Below are 514 nucleotides of genomic sequence, written 5' to 3' on the forward strand. Positions count from 1 at the left end.
GTCAACCCCAGCATGCGCAGCACCTCCTCGCGATTCAGCGTGGTGAACCGATACAACATGATTCTCGTGATTAACTCTATTATGACCTCCCGCTTCTCGACGGCTTTACCCTGAGCACTCTGTGCGAGAAATTTGGCTGCTTTTGGCATCTCTGCTCTGGATAACGTCATCAGCTTCATCAACGCTAGACTCAAGGGCAACTGCTCTGGTGACCCAAGTTCGTTCAGATAGACCCGCCGCAGGCGATCGCTCTTTATGAGGGGAGCATAGGGGGTAATGTTTCTCTGCTCTGTCTGAGGGTCAGGGTAAATCACCACCGCCTGCCAATCAGAGAACTTATGGCGCTTGAGCCGTAAATAGAGAAAAATCTCTGCAAAGAAGCGCTCATAGAAGGTGTTGTCGCGCTGAAACTGGACTTCGCAGAAATAGACCACTCCTGAGGAGTCAGGGGGTACAAAGACGCCATCAATGCGAAAGGCGGTTTCTTTGAGTTCAATGGAGTCAAAGCGATAGC

General features: G+C 51.0%; 1 protein-coding gene. It reads right to left on the reverse strand.

All coding sequences use genetic code 11. From position 1 onward, the window contains the following. Window positions 1-514, reverse strand: a 514-nt coding sequence (locus ACK4IR_RS12450) for an Rpn family recombination-promoting nuclease/putative transposase (RefSeq protein ID WP_409874653.1), incomplete at both ends; no start/stop codon positions are given.

The organism is Thermosynechococcus sp. (genome assembly GCF_046299635.1).
GTDB lineage: Bacteria > Cyanobacteriota > Cyanobacteriia > Thermosynechococcales > Thermosynechococcaceae > Thermosynechococcus.